This window comes from Microbispora bryophytorum, assembly GCF_043197435.1.
GTDB lineage: Bacteria > Actinomycetota > Actinomycetes > Streptosporangiales > Streptosporangiaceae > Microbispora > Microbispora bryophytorum.
On record NZ_JBICTF010000011.1, the window covers coordinates 192,619 to 207,868 of the forward strand.

Annotated in this window: 17 protein-coding genes, 2 tRNA genes and 1 other RNA gene; 7 read left to right on the forward strand and 13 right to left on the reverse strand. The window is 71.2% G+C overall.

Annotation, left to right across the window (positions count from 1 at the left end; genetic code table 11):
* Window positions 1-8: 8 nt before the first annotated feature.
* The 7 genes from ACGFIB_RS31165 to ffs form a co-directional block, all read right to left on the reverse strand.
* Window positions 9-1,076, reverse strand: a complete 1,068-nt coding sequence (locus ACGFIB_RS31165) for an aspartate-semialdehyde dehydrogenase (RefSeq protein ID WP_142573484.1) — start codon at window positions 1,074-1,076, stop codon at window positions 9-11.
* Window positions 1,073-2,347 carry an aspartate kinase gene (locus ACGFIB_RS31170; protein ID WP_142573482.1) on the reverse strand — a complete coding sequence of 425 codons (1,275 nt, stop codon included), beginning with the start codon at window positions 2,345-2,347 and terminating at the stop codon, window positions 1,073-1,075. The genes ACGFIB_RS31165 and ACGFIB_RS31170 overlap by 4 nt, the downstream gene beginning before the upstream one ends.
* 98 nt (window positions 2,348-2,445) lie before the next feature.
* Complete coding sequence (locus ACGFIB_RS31175; protein ID WP_142573480.1) at window positions 2,446-2,976, reverse strand: DUF5063 domain-containing protein; 531 nt, start codon at window positions 2,974-2,976, stop codon at window positions 2,446-2,448.
* Window positions 2,969-3,568 carry a recombination mediator RecR gene (gene recR / locus ACGFIB_RS31180; RefSeq protein ID WP_142573477.1) on the reverse strand — a complete coding sequence of 200 codons (600 nt, stop codon included), beginning with the start codon at window positions 3,566-3,568 and terminating at the stop codon, window positions 2,969-2,971. The genes ACGFIB_RS31175 and recR overlap by 8 nt, the downstream gene beginning before the upstream one ends.
* Before the next feature lie 3 nt (window positions 3,569-3,571).
* Window positions 3,572-3,922, reverse strand: coding sequence for a YbaB/EbfC family nucleoid-associated protein (locus tag ACGFIB_RS31185; protein ID WP_191053132.1), 351 nt, complete (start codon window positions 3,920-3,922; stop codon window positions 3,572-3,574).
* A gap of 175 nt (window positions 3,923-4,097) precedes the next feature.
* A complete protein-coding gene (locus ACGFIB_RS31190) occupies window positions 4,098-6,284 on the reverse strand; it encodes a DNA polymerase III subunit gamma and tau (protein WP_393376667.1) in 2,187 nt (728 codons plus the stop codon).
* A gap of 42 nt (window positions 6,285-6,326) precedes the next feature.
* Window positions 6,327-6,422, reverse strand: an RNA gene (ffs, locus tag ACGFIB_RS31195) — signal recognition particle sRNA small type.
* Window positions 6,423-6,507: 85 nt separating this feature from the next.
* Here ffs and ACGFIB_RS31200 point away from each other — a divergent pair.
* Window positions 6,508-6,593 (forward strand) — tRNA-Ser (locus tag ACGFIB_RS31200).
* Between the two features lie 98 nt (window positions 6,594-6,691).
* Here the strand turns inward: ACGFIB_RS31200 and ACGFIB_RS31205 are convergent.
* On the reverse strand, window positions 6,692-7,417 hold the full coding sequence (locus ACGFIB_RS31205) for an SDR family oxidoreductase (protein WP_393376669.1): 726 nt from the start codon (window positions 7,415-7,417) through the stop codon (window positions 6,692-6,694).
* A gap of 105 nt (window positions 7,418-7,522) precedes the next feature.
* Between ACGFIB_RS31205 and ACGFIB_RS31210 the strand changes: the two genes are divergently transcribed.
* A complete protein-coding gene (locus ACGFIB_RS31210) occupies window positions 7,523-8,371 on the forward strand; it encodes a LysR family transcriptional regulator (RefSeq protein WP_393376671.1) in 849 nt (282 codons plus the stop codon).
* Window positions 8,372-8,381: 10 nt separating this feature from the next.
* Complete coding sequence (locus tag ACGFIB_RS31215; protein WP_393376673.1) at window positions 8,382-9,239, forward strand: MBL fold metallo-hydrolase; 858 nt, start codon at window positions 8,382-8,384, stop codon at window positions 9,237-9,239.
* 7 nt (window positions 9,240-9,246) lie between these two features.
* Here ACGFIB_RS31215 and ACGFIB_RS31220 read toward each other — a convergent pair whose 3' ends face one another.
* Window positions 9,247-10,785 carry a dolichyl-phosphate-mannose--protein mannosyltransferase gene (locus ACGFIB_RS31220; protein WP_393376674.1) on the reverse strand — a complete coding sequence of 513 codons (1,539 nt, stop codon included), beginning with the start codon at window positions 10,783-10,785 and terminating at the stop codon, window positions 9,247-9,249.
* A 156-nt stretch (window positions 10,786-10,941) separates the two neighbouring features.
* Here ACGFIB_RS31220 and ypfJ point away from each other — a divergent pair, with 156 nt between their 5' ends.
* Both ypfJ and ACGFIB_RS31230 read left to right on the forward strand, forming a co-directional pair.
* Entirely contained in the window at window positions 10,942-11,802 is an 861-nt protein-coding gene (ypfJ, locus tag ACGFIB_RS31225; RefSeq protein WP_142573465.1) for a KPN_02809 family neutral zinc metallopeptidase, read from the forward strand.
* 56 nt (window positions 11,803-11,858) lie between these two features.
* Complete coding sequence (locus ACGFIB_RS31230) at window positions 11,859-12,155, forward strand: type II toxin-antitoxin system VapB family antitoxin (RefSeq protein WP_142573463.1); 297 nt, start codon at window positions 11,859-11,861, stop codon at window positions 12,153-12,155.
* A 192-nt stretch (window positions 12,156-12,347) separates the two neighbouring features.
* Here ACGFIB_RS31230 and ACGFIB_RS31235 read toward each other — a convergent pair.
* The 4 genes from ACGFIB_RS31235 to ACGFIB_RS31250 all read right to left on the reverse strand — a co-directional run bounded on the left by ACGFIB_RS31235 (window position 12,348) and on the right by ACGFIB_RS31250 (window position 13,986).
* A tRNA-Ser gene (locus ACGFIB_RS31235) sits at window positions 12,348-12,435 on the reverse strand.
* Between the two features lie 61 nt (window positions 12,436-12,496).
* The gene (locus ACGFIB_RS31240) at window positions 12,497-13,003 is read right to left on the reverse strand and encodes a nucleoside deaminase (RefSeq protein ID WP_357263970.1); all 507 of its coding nucleotides are present in this window, start codon (window positions 13,001-13,003) and stop codon (window positions 12,497-12,499) included.
* Window positions 13,000-13,482 carry a tRNA adenosine deaminase-associated protein gene (locus tag ACGFIB_RS31245; RefSeq protein WP_142573461.1) on the reverse strand — a complete coding sequence of 161 codons (483 nt, stop codon included), beginning with the start codon at window positions 13,480-13,482 and terminating at the stop codon, window positions 13,000-13,002. Before ACGFIB_RS31245 ends, ACGFIB_RS31240 begins: the two co-directional genes overlap by 4 nt.
* A gap of 15 nt (window positions 13,483-13,497) precedes the next feature.
* On the reverse strand, window positions 13,498-13,986 hold the full coding sequence (locus tag ACGFIB_RS31250) for a tRNA adenosine deaminase-associated protein (RefSeq protein ID WP_142573460.1): 489 nt from the start codon (window positions 13,984-13,986) through the stop codon (window positions 13,498-13,500).
* A gap of 138 nt (window positions 13,987-14,124) precedes the next feature.
* Between ACGFIB_RS31250 and upp the strand changes: the two genes are divergently transcribed.
* Together upp and ACGFIB_RS31260 are read left to right on the forward strand one after the other, a co-directional pair.
* The gene (gene upp, locus ACGFIB_RS31255) at window positions 14,125-14,763 is read left to right on the forward strand and encodes a uracil phosphoribosyltransferase (protein ID WP_393376676.1); all 639 of its coding nucleotides are present in this window, start codon (window positions 14,125-14,127) and stop codon (window positions 14,761-14,763) included.
* A gap of 195 nt (window positions 14,764-14,958) precedes the next feature.
* Window positions 14,959-15,177 carry a hypothetical protein gene (locus tag ACGFIB_RS31260; protein WP_142573455.1) on the forward strand — a complete coding sequence of 73 codons (219 nt, stop codon included), beginning with the start codon at window positions 14,959-14,961 and terminating at the stop codon, window positions 15,175-15,177.
* Window positions 15,178-15,250 lie beyond the last annotated feature (73 nt).

Sequence of the window (15,250 nt, forward strand, 5' to 3'; positions counted from 1 at the left end):
CGAAACCCCTACGCGAACTCGGTGGCCACCAGCGCGGCGATCTCGGCGGTGTTGAGCGCGGCGCCCTTGCGCAGGTTGTCGCCGCACACGAACAGGTCGAGCGTGTTCGGGAAGTCGAGCGCCTGACGGATCCGGCCGACGTAGGTCGGGTCGGTGCCCACGACGTCCGCCGGCGTGGGGAACACGCCGTTCGCGGGGTCGTCGAGCACCACCACGGTCGGCGCGGCGTCCAGGACCGCCCGGGCGCCCTCGACCGTGACCTCCCGCTCGAACGTCGCGTGGACGGCCAGCGAGTGGGTGGTCACCACCGGGACGCGGACGCAGGTCGCCGAGACCTTCAGGTCGGGGATGCCGAGGATCTTGCGCGACTCGTTGCGGACCTTCAGCTCCTCCGACGTCCAGCCGCCGTCCTTGAGCGAGCCCGCCATCGGCACCACGTTGAGCACCAGCGGAGCCGGGAACGGCGAGTCGGCCAGGTCCGGCACCGCCTTGCGCACGTCACCCGCCACGGTGCCCATCGTCCGGTCGCCGGCGACGGCCTCGATCTCGGCGTACAGCCGCTCGGGGCCGGCCACCCCGGCGCCGGAAACCGCCTGGTAGGAGGCGACGATCAGCTCGCGCAGGCCCCACTCGCGGTGCAGGGCGCCCATCGCGGCCATCATCGACAGCGTGGTGCAGTTGGGGTTCGAGATGATCCCCTTGGGCCGGTTGCGGGCCTGCTCCGGGTTGCACTCGGGCACCACGAGCGGCACGTCCGGGTCCATCCGGAAGGCGCCGGAATTGTCCACGGCCACCGCGCCGCGCGAGGCGGCGATCGGCGCCCACTCGGCGGAGACCTCGTCCGGCACGTCGAACATCGCGATGTCGACGCCGTCGAACGCCTCCGGCGACAGCGCCTGGACGACGACGTCCTCCCCGCGCACGCTCAGCACCTTGCCCGCCGAGCGCGGCGAGGCGATCAGCCGGATCTCGCCGTACGCGTCGGAAAGGTCGGTGCGGGTGGTCAGGATGTCGAGCATGACGGTGCCGACGGCACCGGTCGCGCCGACGACGGCGAGGGTGGGCTTGCGGCTCATCGTCCGGTACCTCCGTAAACGACGGCCTCGACCTGGTCGGCGTCGAGGTCGAACGCGCGGTGGGCGGCGGCGACCGCGGTGTCCACCTCGTTCTGCCCCACGACGACGGAGATGCGGATCTCCGAGGTCGAGATCATCTCGATGTTCACCCCGGCGTCGGCCAGCGCGCCGAAGAACTTGGCGGTGACACCCGGGTGCGAGCGCATGCCCGCGCCGATCAGGGAGACCTTGCCGATCTGGTCGTCGTACAGCAGGGACTCGAAGGCGACCTGGTTCTGGATCTTCTTCAGCGCCGTGAGGGCCGTCTGGCTGTCGTTGGCCGGGAGCGTGAAGGAGATGTCGGTGCGCCCGGTCGCCGCGGCCGACACGTTCTGCACGATCATGTCGATGTTGATCTCCGCGTCCGCCAGCGTGCGGAAGATGGCGGCGGCCTCGCCGACCTTGTCGGGCACCCCGACCACAGTGATCTTGGCCTCGCTCCGGTCGTGCGCGACCCCGGAGATGATGGGCTGCTCCACTTCGGTTCCTTCGCTGTAGGGGTCGGAGACGACCCAGGTGCCTTCCTTCGTGCTGAACGAGCTTCTGACGTGGATGGGCAGGTTGAACCTGCGGGCGTACTCCACGCAGCGCAGGTGCAGGATCTTCGCCCCGCACGCCGCCATCTCCATGGCCTCCTCGTAGGAGATCCGCGGGATCTGCTGCGCGTTGCGGACGATCCGGGGATCGGCGGTGTAGATGCCGTCCACGTCGGTGTAGATCTCGCAGACGTCCGCGCCCAGCGCCGCCGCGAGCGCGACGGCCGTGGTGTCCGAACCACCCCGGCCCAGCGTCGTGATGTCCTTGCTGTCCTGCGAGACGCCCTGGAACCCGGCCACGATCGCGATCTGGCCGGAGACGACGGCCTCCTGGATGCGGCCGGGCGTCACGTCGATGATGCGCGCCTTGCCGTGCGTCGAGTCGGTGATGACGCCGGCCTGCGAGCCGGTGAAGCTGCGCGCCTCGTGACCGAGGTTGGCGATCGCCATCGCGAGCAGCGCCATCGAGATCCGCTCACCCGAGGTCAGCAGCATGTCGAGCTCGCGGCCGGGCGGCAGCGGCGACACCTGCTGGGCCAGGTCGAGCAGCTCGTCGGTGGTGTCGCCCATCGCGGAGACCACCACCACGACGTCGTTGCCCGCTTTTTTCGTCGCGACGATCCGCTGGGCGACCCGCTTGATGCAGGACGCGTCGGCTACGGAGGAACCACCGTACTTCTGCACAACGAGCGCCACTGGAATCTCCAACGAATCAGGACGTGGAGCTCACAGTGTACTTGGACGTCCTAAACCGAGACCGGCACCGACCAGCATATGGACGCCCCGCCGTCCGATCAGACCGCGGTGCCCTCTTCGACCACGTCGAGCCGGGTGTGCGCGACCAGCGCCTGCAGCGCCCGCAGCGCCGCGCCCGCGTGGTTGCCCCACGTGTTGAAGTAGGAGTACTGCCACCACCACAGCGCCTCCAGCGGACGGCCCGCCTGGTAGTGGCGCAGCCCGTGGATGAGGTCGGCCGCCACCGCCGTGAGGTCGTCCGACAGCCGGTAGGGGGTGACCACGGTGTCCTTGTAGGGGTCGAACACCTCGGCGTAGTCGTCCACCGGGCCGAGGCGGGCGGCGAGAGCCGTACGGAGGGGGTCGATGTCGGGGTCCTCGCTCAGCGCGGGCTCGACGTTGCCCTGCAGGATCACGTCCTGCGCGGCCCCGAGCTGGGTGCCCGCGAGGCTGACCTGGGCCACCTCCACCAGGAGCAGCGGCAGCGTCGCGTCGCCGCCCTCACCGCCGGCCAGGCGGGTGAGGCCGTCGATGAAGTTCTGCGCGTGTCCGGCGACACGTGCGGCCAGGTCGTTCCACTCGTCAGACATCCAGCAGCCTCCGTCCTTCGAAAGCGCGGCCCAAAGTGACCTCGTCGGCGTACTCGAGATCACCGCCCACAGGCAGACCGCTGGCCAGTCGGGTCACTTTCAATTCCAGGGGCTTGACGAGCCTGGCCAGGTAGGTGGCCGTCGCCTCGCCCTCGAGGTTCGGGTCGGTCGCGAGGATCAGCTCGGTCACCTGGCCGTCGGCCAGCCTGGTCATCAGCTCGCGGATCTTCAGGTCGTCCGGGCCGATGCCGTCGATCGGGCTGATCGCCCCGCCGAGCACGTGGTAGCGACCGCGGAACTCACGGGTCCGCTCGATCGCCACCACGTCCTTCGACTCCTCGACCACGCAGATGACGTGCGGATCACGCCGCTGGTCCCGGCAGATCCGGCACTGGTCCTCTTCGGCCACGTTTCCGCAGACGCGGCAGAAGCGCACCTTCTCCTTCACTTCGAGCAGCGCGTGCGCGAGCCGCTTGACGTCGGCCGGGTCGGCCGCGAGGAGGTGGAACGCGATCCGCTGCGCGCTCTTGGGACCGACGCCGGGCAGCAGCCCGAGCTCGTCGATCAGGTTCTGGACGACCCCTTCGTACATGCTCTAGAACCCCGGCAGCTGGCCGCCGAGGCCGCCCCCGAGTCCCTGCGCGAGCGGGCCCAGTTTCTCCTGCTGGAGCTCCCCTGCGGCGCGTACGGCGTCCCGCACGGCGGCGAGCACGAGGTCCGCGATCGTCTGCGCGGTCTCCTCCGGGTCGCTCGCGTCGATGGCCAGCGGGCTGATCTCGAGCTCGAGAAGCTCGCCGCTGCCGTTCACGGTGGCGACGACCATGCCGCCTCCTGCGCTGCCCTCGACCTCGGCGTCGCTGAGCTCCTGCTGCGCGGAGACGAGCTGCTGCTGCATCAGCTGAGCCTGCTCCAGCAACTGCTGGAGGTTGACATCCCCTGGATTCACGATGGTTGCGCTCCTCAGCGTCCAGCGACATGTTCGTCGCGACGAGCCTACGGCGTCCGCCCCGGTTTCCGCACCGGAGCGGCATGCGTGTTCCGCGCCGGTCGCGGGCGGACGGACACCGGTTACCCCACCAGTCTCCGTCCATGCGGCGGCAGTCCCTCGGGCGGGGAAGGCACTAGGAGTGATCGATCTCCTCGATGACGCGGCCGCCCAGCTCACGCTGGATCAGCGCCATGCCGGACAGCTCGCTGACGTCCTCGTCGTCGTTGAGCGGGTCCACGTCGTCGTCCGGGCGGGAGGCCCCGCCCTTACGGCCGGGCACCGTCTCCGGCCACGCCTGCCGGGAGTTCGTCTGGGCGGCGGCCCGCGCCGCCGATCTCGCCGCCGACCGCGCCGCGGCCAGGCCGGGGCTCGGCGCGGATCGCGGTGACGGGGCGTCGTCCTCGTCGGACGGGGCGTCGGGCCACGACTCGTCGGTCGTCCCGCCGGACGACGTGCCCGACGACGTGCCCGACGACGTGCCCGACGACGGGGGCGCGGCCGGCACGGGCGTGGCCCCCGTGGGCGGCATGGCCGCAGGAGCCGGCGTGGCGGGCTCGGCCGGTGGAGCCGTGGGCGCGGGAGGCGGTGCCGGCGTAGGCGCCGGTGTGGGTGTCGGCGGACCGGACGGCCCACGGGTGGTGGGGCCCGCCGGGCCTGGACCCGAGCCGCCGACGACGACATCGACGCGCCAGGTGCCGCCGAGCACGTCGCCGAGCGCTGCGGCCACCACCTCGTCGCGCTTGCCCTTGAGGAAGCCCTGCACGTCGCCCGGCTTCTCGAAGCCGACGGTCACGACGTTGCCCTCGACGCCGAGCAGCCTGCCCTGGGCGTTGAGGATCATCCAGGCCACCCGCTGGCGGCCCTTGATCGCTTCGAGCACCCGCGGCCAGGCCTGCTGCACCGGTCCCCCGCCGGCGGCGGGAGCCTGGGCCTGCTGCGCCTGCGGAGGCGACGGAGGCGACGGAGGCGACGCCCCGGAGCCGGGCCGTACGGGGGTGGGCCAGTCGTCGGCGCTCCGCTCGGCCGCCGGAGCGACCTGAACCTGCGGAGCCGCCACCGGAGCCGCCACCGGAGCCGCAGCGGGAGTCACAGCCGCAGCCGGAACGGCGGGAGCGGGCTGGGGAACGGCGGGGGCGTGCGGCGCGGCGGCGTGGGTCCCGGCCGCGATGCCGCGCTCCAGCCGTTCGAGCCGGGTCAGCAGCCCGGCCTCGCCCTGATCGGCCCCGGGCAGCAGCACGCGAGCGCACATCAGCTCCAGCAGCAGGCGAGGAGAGGTCGCGCCACGCATCTCGGTCAGCCCCGCGTTGAAGACCTCGGCCGCCCGGGTCAGCTCGGCCGGCCCCATCGACGCCGCCTGCGCCTGCAGACGCTCCAGTTCGTCGGCCGGCCGGTCGAGCAGGCCGCTGCCCGCGGCCTCGGGAACGTTGGACAGGATCACCAGGTCGCGGAAGCGTTCGAGCAGGTCCGTCGCGAAGCGCCGCGGGTCGTGACCGCCCTCGATCACCCGGTGCACGGCCTGGAACACGGCCGCGCCGTCCCGCTTGGCGAACGCGTCGACCACCTCGTCCAGCAGGTCGCCGTCGGTGTAGCCGAGCAGGGACACCGCCCGCTGGTAGGTGATGCCGGACTCGTCGGCTCCCGCCAGAAGCTGGTCGAGGATCGACAGCGTGTCCCGGGCCGATCCGGCGCCCGCCCGTACGACGAGCGGTAACGCCGCCGGCTCGTACGGCACGGACTCGGAGCCGAGGATCTCCTCCATGAGCCGGCGCAGGGTCGCGGGCGGCATCAGCCGGAAGGGGTAGTGGTGGGTGCGGGACTTGATCGTCCCGATGACCTTCTCCGGCTCGGTGGTGGCGAAGATGAACTTGAGGTGCGGCGGCGGCTCCTCCACCAGCTTCAGCAGCGCGTTGAAGCCCTCACGGGTGACCATGTGGGCCTCGTCGATGATGTAGATCTTGTAGCGCGCCGAGACGGGGGCGAAGAAGGCCCGCTCACGCAGATCGCGGGCGTCGTCCACGCCGCCGTGCGACGCCGCGTCGATCTCGATGACGTCGAGGTGCCCCGGCCCGGTGGGGGCCAGCGCGACACAGGACTCGCACTCTCCGCAGGGGTCGGGCGTCGGGCCCTTCGCGCAGTTGAGGGACCGGGCGAGGATGCGGGCGCTGGAGGTCTTGCCGCAGCCACGCGGGCCGCTGAAGAGATAGGCGTGGTTGATGCGGCCGCTGCGCAACGCCTGGCGCAGTGGATCGGTGACGTGCTCCTGCCCCTTGACCTCGGCGAACGTCCCGGGCCTGTACTTGCGGTACAGCGCAAGACTCATGCCGCCTCCTCGGAGGGTCGACCCGGCCGGCGTACCCGCTAACTGAGAGACCCCTCGCACACCCGCCAGAGCCCGCTTATCCTTGCTGCCTTCCGGCCCTGGGGAGGTTCACAGGATGACGCCGCGCGAGGGGTCCGCTGCACAGTCTAGCCACTCGACGGGTGTGCGCGGGCCGTCGAGACAACAGTCGAACCACACCGGAAAGTGGGCTAAGCTGTCCGACGGAGGATTCGCCTAGTTGGCCTAGGGCGCACGCTTGGAAAGCGTGTTGGGGGCAACCCCTCAGGAGTTCGAATCTCCTATCCTCCGCGCTTGGTTGAGCAGCAAGAAACGCGAAAGGCCCGGTCCATCCAACCGGGCCTTTCGCGCGTTCTGGGGTCACCGGCCGGTCGTGGCCGGCGAGTGTCTCACCAGGGCACCGGCCCGGCGTCGTCGAAGAATCCACCGGTCGGGCCGTCGTCGGGCAGGGTCGCGAGCCGGATCGCGATCGCCGCGCCCTGTTCGGGCGTACGGACCCCGCGGAAGCCGTTGAGGTCGGTCGCGCAGAAGCCGGGGCAGCCGGCGTTGATCAGAATGTTCGTGTCGCTCAGCTCCTTGGCGTACTGCACGGTGACGGCGTTGAGGAACGTCTTCGACGGCGCGTACGCGGCGGAGATCGGGCCCGTTTCGGCGCCGGGAGTGGTCTGGCGGGTGAGAGAGCCCACGGTGCTGGACATGTTCACGATCCGCGGCGACGCCGAGCGGCGCAGCAACGGCAGCATCGCGTTGGTGACGCGGATGACGCCGATCACGTTGGTCTCCACGGCCGCCCGCATCGTGGCGGGGTCCACCGTGGTGGGCGTCTGCGGCATGCCGCCGGTTATCCCGGCGTTGTTCACGAGCACGTCGAGGCGGCCCGCACGCTCCTCGATCAGCCCGGCGGCGGCGGCCACGCTCGCGTCGTCCGTCACGTCGAGCGGCACGCCGAACGCGTCGACGCCCGCCGCGCGCAGCTTCTCCACCGCGCCCTCCCGGCGCCCTTCGTCCCGGACGCCGACGCCGACGCTCCAGCCGAGGGCGCCCAGGCCGGCCGCGATCTCATACCCGATCCCCTTGTTCGCGCCGGTGACCAGCGCGATCATTCCTTCGCTCATGGGTCTCATCCTGTCCGCGCCCACTGCGGAACCTCCAACACCGTTTGGGTGGGCATCGATACCTCCCGGATATCGATCGCCCGCTTCCGGCGATACCGTGGCGACATGGAGACGCGTGAGCTGCGGTATTTCGTCGCCGTCGCCGAGGAACTGCACTTCGGGCGGGCCGCGCAGCGGCTCGGGATGGCTCAGCCGCCGCTGTCGCGGGCGATCGGGCAGCTCGAACGGCGGCTCGGGGTGACCCTGCTGGACCGCACGAGTCGCAGCGTCACGCTGACCGAGGCCGGGTCGGTGCTGCTGCGCGAGGGCAGGGCGGCCCTCGACGCGGTCGAGGCCGCCGAGCGCCGCACCCGCCGCGCCGCCCTCGCCGCGACCGGCCGGCCCGGCCTGGTCCTCGTCACGAAGGCCGGGGCCTCCGGCGAGCTGCTGCCGAAGCTGCTCGACGCGTACGCCGCCGAGCCGGGCGCGGCCGCCGTCGACGTGCTCCTGTGCGGGATCGGCGAGCAGGAGCGGCTGCTGCGCGACGGCCGGGCCGACGTGGGTCTGCTGCACCGGCCGTTCGACTCGACGGTCGGGTTCGACTTCGAGGAGTTGTGCACGGAGGGGCAGGTCGTGGTGCTGCCCGCGGCGCACCCCCTCGCCGGCCGTGCCCACCTGCGGATGGCCGACGTCACCGCGCTGTCCGGCCTGCCTATGCCGCGCTGGCCCCGCGTCGACGGCACCTACCCGGACGGCCCCGGTCCGGAGGTCCGGGACCACGCGCAGCTTCTGCAGCTGATCGCGCTCGGCCGGGCCTCGGCTGTCCTGCCGGAGTCGTCCCGGGCTCAGCTGCGCCGCGACCTCGCCGCCGTGCCGGTGCTGGACGCTCCGGCGGTGACGACGGTGATCGCTTGGCCGCCGCACAGCCGGTCGCAGGCAGTCGCCGGGCTGGTCCGGGCCGCGACCCGCCTCTAGGTTGGGGCGCATGAAACAGATCGACTTCCCGGCGATCGTGAAGGCGGGGAACCTCGACGTCCGGTGGATCCACGGCTCGGAGTCGGCCAAGCACAACACCGACCCGGACATCCAGGTGCACCGATATGACGAGCACACGTTCGTCCTGCGCCAGAACAAGGCGATCAACTACGAGGCGCCGTTCATGTTCCTGATGTTCGGGAACACCCGGGCCCTGCTGCTCGACACCGGCGCGACGGCGTCACCCGCCCACTTCCCGCTGCGCCGGACGGTGGACGAGATCGTGGACGGTTGGCTGGCCGACCACCCCCGCGACGGCTACGGGCTCCTCGTCGCCCACACGCACGGCCACGGCGACCACATCGCGGGGGACGGCCAGTTCCGCGGCCGCCCGGACACGGTCGTCGTCGACCCCGCCGTGGAGCACGTGCGCGAGTTCTTCGGGCTCGGCGACGATCTCGACGTTCCCGGGAGCGTCGACCTGGGCGGCCGCGTTCTCGACGTGCTGGCGAGCCCCGGGCATCACAGCTCGGCGGTGACGTTCTACGACCCGCCCACCGGCCTGCTCCTGACCGGCGACACCGTGTACCCGGGGCGGCTGTACGTCGCGGACCGGCCGGCGTTCGAGCAGACCATCGACCGCTTGGTGACGTTCGCCGAGGCCCGGCCCGTCACCCACGTTCTCGGTTGCCACATCGAGATGACCGGCGTGCCGGGCGAGGACTACCCGATCCGCACCACCTATCAGCCGGACGAGCCGCCGCTCCAGATGACGGTCGAGCACCTGCGGCAGATCCGCGCCGCGATGGCGGAGATCGGAGGCCGGCCCGGCGTCCACGTCTATCCCGACTTCATCGTCTATATCTAAGATCGCGTCAGATCCAGCTGCGCAGCAGCATGCGGCTCAGCCAGGCGTCGTACGGCACCGGCACGGCGGTGAGCACGGGCGCCAGCCACCAGAAGTTCACCAGCGCGAGCAGCGTGAACGCGCCCACCACCGCCGCCCCCGTGGAGCGCCGCGCGGCCGGCGTGCCCGGCGGCCCGAGGACGAGCCCGCACGCCAGCACGATCGCGAGGACCATGAACGGCACCGCCGGGAGTGCGTAGAACAGATACATCGTGCGGTCGTCGGCCAGCGCGAAGTAGAACCACGGCAGCCATGCCGCCGCGTAGGCGAGCAGGACGGCGCCCGCCCGCCAGTCGCGGGTCCTCGCGTACCAGACCACCGTCGCGAGCAGCGCGAGCAGCCCGCCGTACCAGATGACCGGGGTGCCGGTCCCGAGGATCTCCTGCGAGCAGGCGGGCGCGCCGCACGTGCCGCGGGACGACCGGTAGAAGAACGCGACCGGCCGCAGCAGCAGCGGCCAGGTCCACGGGTCCGACTGGGAGCCGTGGTGCGTGCTCAGCCCCTGGTGGAAGCCGAACACCTGGCGCTGGTAGTCCACCAGCGAGCGAAGCGAGTCGAAGACGAAGTAGGCCCAGCCGTTCGAGGTCGCGCGGTCCCAGTTGCGGCCCCACCCGCCGGCCGAGGCGAACCATCCGGCGAACGACGCGACGTACACCACGGCCGGTACGGCGCCGAGCCAGGCGAGGCCCAGCGGCCAGTCGAGACGGGCCGCCTGCCGGTACGGCCGGCGCAGGCCGATGGCGCGCCTGGCCCCGCAGTCCCAGATGAGCGTCATGATCGCGAACGCCACCACGAACAGCACGCCGGTCCACTTGGTCGCCGTGGCCGCGCCCAGGCACAGCCCGGCCGCCAGCCGCCAGGGCCGCAGGCCGAGCCGGGGAGCGGGCCCGTGCAGGGCGGAGGTGCGATACCACTCCGTCAGGCGGGTGCGGGCCGCGTCGCGGTCGGCGGCCAGGCAGGCGAAGCCCGCGAGCACCCAGAACGCGAGGAAGACGTCGAGCAGCGCGGAGCGCGACAGCACGAGGTGCAGGCCGTCCAGGGCCAGCAGCAGTCCCGCGAGGCAGCCGAGGAGGGTCGAGCGGGTCATCCGGCGGGCGGTCCGCGCCAGGACCAGCACGCTGAGCGTGCCCGCGAGCGCGGCGGCGCACCGCCACCCGAAGGGCGTGGTGCCGAAGAGCCACTCTCCCGCGCCGATCAGCCATTTGCCGAGCGGGGGATGGGCGACGTAGGCGCCGCACTCCTGGAGCGTCCCGCACGCCTTGAACACGTCCGTGCCGCCGCGTGTGAACACCTGGTCGGCGCCGTCGGCGAACTGCCGCTCGACGCCGAACCTGATCAGCGAGTAGGCGTCCTTGGCGTAGTAGACCTCGTCGAAGACGAGCGCGTGCGGGACGTCGAGACGGTAGAACCGGAGGAACCCCCCGAGAGCGGCCACGACCAGCGGGCCGAGCCACCCCCGCCCGCCCGGCATCGGCGGCACCAGCCGGGGTAAGGCGGTCAGAGGCACGCGGCGATCCTAACCCGGCAAAACGCGAAGATCAGGGCAAGACGGATCCGGCATGGCGCGCACCAGGCATGATCACCGCTACCCGGGGCAGTGGCCCCTTGCCAGCAACCGGCAAGCACCGGCACGCAGCCGGCAACGCCATCGGGAGCGTCGCAGATGGATTTCGATGACCGAGCGCAACTCGACACCTCGCAGGTCGAGGACGTCGGCGGTGGAGGCGGGTTCCGCGGCGGAGGTCTGGCCATCGGCGGCGGAGCCGCCGGCATCATCGCCCTCATCGTGGCCCTGATCTTCGGCATCAACCCCGGCGACATCACGGGCGGCGGCGACGAGCCCGCCGGCCTGCAGCCGAGCAGCGACCTGAGCGCGCAGTGCAAGACCGGCGCCGACGCCGACCAGTCGGACAAGTGCCGGGTCGTGGGCGTCGTCAACAGCATTCAGAAGTACTGGAGCGAGCAGGTCGACGGGTACACCGGCGCGAAGACCACACTGTTCTCCGGCGGGGTGCAGACCGGCTGCGGCGCCGCGGACTCCTCCGTCGGCCCCTTCTACTGCCCCAATGACAAGCACGTCTACCTGGACCTGTCGTTCTTCGACGAGCTGCAGTCGCGGTTCGGGGCCAAGGGCGGCCCGTTCGCCCAGGCGTACGTGATCGCCCACGAGTACGGCCACCACGCGCAGGACCTGCTCGGCACCATGAACCGCGTCGGCCAGGACCAGGGCGCGCAGAGCGGGTCGGTGCGGCTCGAACTCCAGGCCGACTGCTACGCGGGCGTGTGGGCCAAGAACGCGGTGGACACCGGCTTCTACGCCAAGCCGTTCACCGACGCCGACATCCAGGAGGCGCTCGACGCCGCCGCGGCGGTCGGCGACGACCACATCCAGGAGCAGGCCCAGGGCAGGGTCAACCCGGACGCGTTCACCCACGGCACCTCCGCACAGCGACAGAAGTGGTTCACGAACGGCTACTCCTCCGGCGACCCGGCACGCTGCGACACCTTCTCCGGGAGCGTCTGAGACCCTCGGCAGGGCCTCGGGCGCGAAGCTTTGCGTCGTCTCCTAAACTACATACCGTGATCTTTAAGTTGGTCGGTGACGGACGGCCCTATCCCGAGCACGGACTGTCGTCCCGCGAGTGGGCGCAGATTCCGCCCCGGCAGGTCCGGCTCGACACGCTGACCACCACGAAGGCGGTGCTGGACCTGCACTCGTTGCTGGCCAAGGACTCGACCTTCTACGGCGACCTGTTCCCGCACGTGGTGCAGTGGAAGGGCGAGCTGTACCTGGAGGACGGCCTGCACCGCGCCCTGCGCGCCGCCCTCCACCAGCGCTCGGTGCTGCACGCCCGCGTGCTGGAGCTGCAGGACTAGACGCGGACCGGACGCGCTCCAGGAGAGATCCTCACGCCGCTCGCCGCCCATGCCGGACTGACCGGCATCCGGGTGGCCGCAGGCGTGGGCGGACGCGCTCCGCCCGGCCGTGCCTGGGCCGGCGCCCCCCATGCTTGGGGGAAAAGCAAAAGAGCCGCTGACCTATTCACGCAGGTCCGCGGCTCTTTTCGGTGGCGGTGGAGGTGGGATTTGAACCCACGGTAGGTTGCCCTACACACGCTTTCGAGGCGTGCGCCCTCGGCCACTAGGCGACTCCACCGCGCAGCAGCTTACCGGACGAACACCACTGCGCGTACATCCGTTTCCGCCCGCCCGCCGAGTCAGGCGCGGCGGCCCGAGAAGAACTCGGTCAGCACGGCGGCGCACTCGTCGGCCAGCACGCCCATGACCACCTCGGGCCGGTGGTTGAGCCTGCGGTCCCGCAGGACGTCCCACAGCGATCCGGCGGCCCCTGCCTTCTCGTCCACCGCGCCGTACACGACCCGGTCCACCCGGGCGAGGACCGCGGCGCCCGCGCACATCGTGCACGGTTCCAGCGTGACGACGAGCGTGCAGCCCGTCAGCCGCCAGTCACCGACGCGCGCCGCCGCCGCGCGCAGGGCGAGCACCTCGGCGTGGGCCGTGGGGTCGGCGCTCGCCTCGCGGTCGTTGCCCGCAGCCGCCAGCACCCCTCCCGGCCCCGACACTCCGGACGACGACGCTCCGGATCCGGGTGGGCCGAGCACGACGGCGCCGACCGGCACCTCACCGCGCCCGCCCGCCCGTACGGCCTCCGCCAGCGCCAGCCGCATGGCGGCCTCGTACGTGTCCGGCGGTGAGCCGGTCACCGCAGGCGGTCGAGCTCGTCGGCGAAGCCGAGCCGTTCGGCGATGAGGGAGAGGATGTCCGCGGGCAGCACACCCTCCTCCATGCTGAGCTCCACGAGCTCCTCGGCGCTCAGCGAGAAGTCGCCGAGCAGCTCCAGCTCGCCGACCGGACGGATGCCGAGGTCGGGCGCGTCCTTGTCCACCACGACGCCGGCCAGCTCGGCGAAGATCTCGCCCAGGGGGTCGTTCTGCACGGCGTGCGCGTCGGAGATGAACACGCGGGGGTCGAGGTCGTCCTCGTAGCGGATGATCGCGAACCACTCGTCCTCGACCTCGACGCACAGCAGCGCGAGCTCGTCGCCGCTGAGACCGAGGGCCTCCTGCAGGGCGTCGCTCAGGTCGTCGGCGATCTCGGCCTCACCGAGATCGACCTCCGCGCCGGCCCAGCGGCCGTCGATGCGGGCGAAACCGGCGGAGAAAAGGTTGGATCTGGAGGGCATTGCCGTCTCCCCAGGTCAGCCGATGGCGGCGTCGACGGCGCGTTCGAACGGCTGGGAGAAACCCAGCCGCGCGGCGATGCTGGACAGGACCTCGTCGGGCAGCAGATCGAGGTCGCCGGACAGCGCGCCCAGCTCCATCTCGTCGAGCCCGAGGTCGGCGAAGATGGACAGGTCCCCGGCGGGAAGCACGCTGTCGAGCTCCTCCTCCTCGGGCACGGGCACGTCGAGGTAATCGAGGACCTGCTGCGCCAGCGGCCACTCCCAGGCGGCCGTGATGTCCGAGAGGAAGACGTCCACCTGCTCGCCGAAGACCCGTAACGCCACGAAGAAGTCATCCCCTACGGCGACCATGCCAATCGTGGTTCCCATGCTGGGGGTCTGGCGGAGGGCGTGAATGAGCCCGTCCAGGTCGGAGGTAAGCGCCATCGGGAGCATCTCCGCTTCCCAGCGGTCCTCCTCGCGATAGACGACGATGGCGAAGTCAAGAGTGTCCACGTCTGTCATCGTCTTCCCCACCGCACGGTCTTCACGCAGGCAATCGTCGCAGAATCGGAGTCGTACCGTACGGTGCTCGCTCCAAATCGTGATCAAAGACTCAGCCGGCGTCGAGCGTTTGCCCAGGAGACGGTAACTTCTCTTCCCATGGAGACCCTCGTCGTCGACCACCCGCTCGTCGCCCACAAGCTCACCACTCTCCGCGACGTGCGGACCGACTCGCCGACGTTCCGCCGCCTGGCCGACGAGCTGGTCACGCTGCTCGCCTACGAGGCCACCAGGGACGTCCGGGTCACCGATGTGACGGTCGACACGCCGCTCACCCCCGCCCACGGCGTACGGCTGGCGCGCCCCGTGCCGCTGGTGGTGCCGATCCTGCGCGCGGGCCTGGGGATGCTCGACGGGATGACCCGGCTCCTGCCGACCGCCGAGGTGGGCTTCCTCGGGATGATCCGCGACGAGTCCACGCTCAAGGCGCAGACCTACGCCACGCGGCTGCCGGAGGACCTGTCCGGCCGCCAGTGCTACGTGCTCGACCCGATGCTCGCGACGGGCGGGACCCTCGCCGCGGCGATCAACTTCCTGTTCGAGCGCGGCGCCCGGGACGTCACCGCCATCTGCCTGCTGGCCGCGCCCGAGGGCATCGCGTATCTGGACGAGGCGTTCCGCGGCGGCGACCGGCCGATCCGGGTGGTGACGGCCGCCCTCGACGAACGGCTGAACGAGAACGGCTACATCGTGCCCGGCCTGGGGGACGCCGGCGACCGCCTGTACGGCGTCGTCTGATCTCCCTGCCGTCCGGCGATCGTCATCCGGGGCCCGCGTTCCCGGCGGTCCGATTCCCGGAGGTCTGATTTCCCTTCCTTTCCGCGTGGTCCGTCCCCATGTCACCACTGGTTACACTACGCACCCAGTAGGGTACGCAGTGTGATGACGACGTCACCTCGCGCTCTCGCGAGCGGCGCGCCACCAGGGAGAGCGATGATCCAGCATCCGGCCGACGAGCACTGCGAACAGCTCGAGGCCCTGCTCAAGGACGAGTTCGCGGGGGTGCATCCTCCCGCGACGGTGACCCGATGCGTTCAGGCCGCCCACCACGGCGCCATCGAGGTCACGGGCCACGCGCACCCCGCACTGGTCGAGCGCATCGCCCGCAAGCATCTGCGAGTCCTCGCGACCGCCGCGGCGGAGCGGGGCTGACGGCCGTCACGATCAAGAAAAACCCGTTGGCGGTTAGCCGCTTTACCAAACGGGGCGTCTGGGTAATGTATTG

Excerpts from the sequence above, each read along its gene's own strand:
- ACGFIB_RS31165 (WP_142573484.1), bottom strand. The coding sequence starts at position 1,076 with ATGAGCCGCAAGCCCACCCTCGCCGTCGTCGGCGCGACCGGTGCCGTC.
- ACGFIB_RS31175 (WP_142573480.1), bottom strand. The coding sequence starts at position 2,976 with ATGTCTGACGAGTGGAACGACCTGGCCGCACGTGTCGCCGGACACGCG.
- recR (WP_142573477.1), bottom strand. The coding sequence starts at position 3,568 with ATGTACGAAGGGGTCGTCCAGAACCTGATCGACGAGCTCGGGCTGCTG.
- ACGFIB_RS31190 (WP_393376667.1), bottom strand. The coding sequence starts at position 6,284 with ATGAGTCTTGCGCTGTACCGCAAGTACAGGCCCGGGACGTTCGCCGAG.
- ACGFIB_RS31205 (WP_393376669.1), bottom strand. The coding sequence starts at position 7,417 with ATGAGCGAAGGAATGATCGCGCTGGTCACCGGCGCGAACAAGGGGATC.
- ACGFIB_RS31210 (WP_393376671.1), top strand. The coding sequence starts at position 7,523 with ATGGAGACGCGTGAGCTGCGGTATTTCGTCGCCGTCGCCGAGGAACTG.
- ACGFIB_RS31215 (WP_393376673.1), top strand. The coding sequence starts at position 8,382 with ATGAAACAGATCGACTTCCCGGCGATCGTGAAGGCGGGGAACCTCGAC.
- ypfJ (WP_142573465.1), top strand. The coding sequence starts at position 10,942 with ATGGATTTCGATGACCGAGCGCAACTCGACACCTCGCAGGTCGAGGAC.
- ACGFIB_RS31245 (WP_142573461.1), bottom strand. The coding sequence starts at position 13,482 with ATGCCCTCCAGATCCAACCTTTTCTCCGCCGGTTTCGCCCGCATCGAC.
- ACGFIB_RS31250 (WP_142573460.1), bottom strand. The coding sequence starts at position 13,986 with ATGACAGACGTGGACACTCTTGACTTCGCCATCGTCGTCTATCGCGAG.
- upp (WP_393376676.1), top strand. The coding sequence starts at position 14,125 with ATGGAGACCCTCGTCGTCGACCACCCGCTCGTCGCCCACAAGCTCACC.
- ACGFIB_RS31260 (WP_142573455.1), top strand. The coding sequence starts at position 14,959 with ATGATCCAGCATCCGGCCGACGAGCACTGCGAACAGCTCGAGGCCCTG.